This window comes from Enterobacter sp. UNJFSC 003 (assembly GCF_036903355.1).
Lineage (GTDB): Bacteria > Pseudomonadota > Gammaproteobacteria > Enterobacterales > Enterobacteriaceae > Enterobacter.
On sequence record NZ_JBAKHK010000134.1, the window covers coordinates 1 to 278 of the forward strand.

Annotated in this window: 1 protein-coding gene; it reads left to right on the plus strand. The window is 51.1% G+C overall.

Going from position 1 to position 278, the window contains the following annotated elements:
- The coding region (locus V5P19_RS23465) for a transporter substrate-binding domain-containing protein (RefSeq protein WP_334407943.1) at positions 1-278 on the plus strand (278 nt) is incomplete at both ends.

Below are 278 nucleotides of genomic sequence, written 5' to 3' on the forward strand. Positions count from 1 at the left end.
GGATTCACTGAAAGGTAAACATGTTGGTGTGCTGCAGGGATCAACCCAGGAAGCTTACGCTAACGAGACCTGGCGTAGTAAAGGCGTGGATGTGGTGGCCTATGCCAACCAGGATTTGGTCTATTCCGATCTGGCTGCAGGACGTCTGGATGCTGCGTTACAAGATGAAGGTGCTGCCAGCGAAGGATTCCTCAAGCAACCTGCTGGTAAAGATTTCGCCTTTGCTGGCTCATCAGTAAAAGACAAAAAATACTTCGGTGATGGCACCGGTGTAGGGC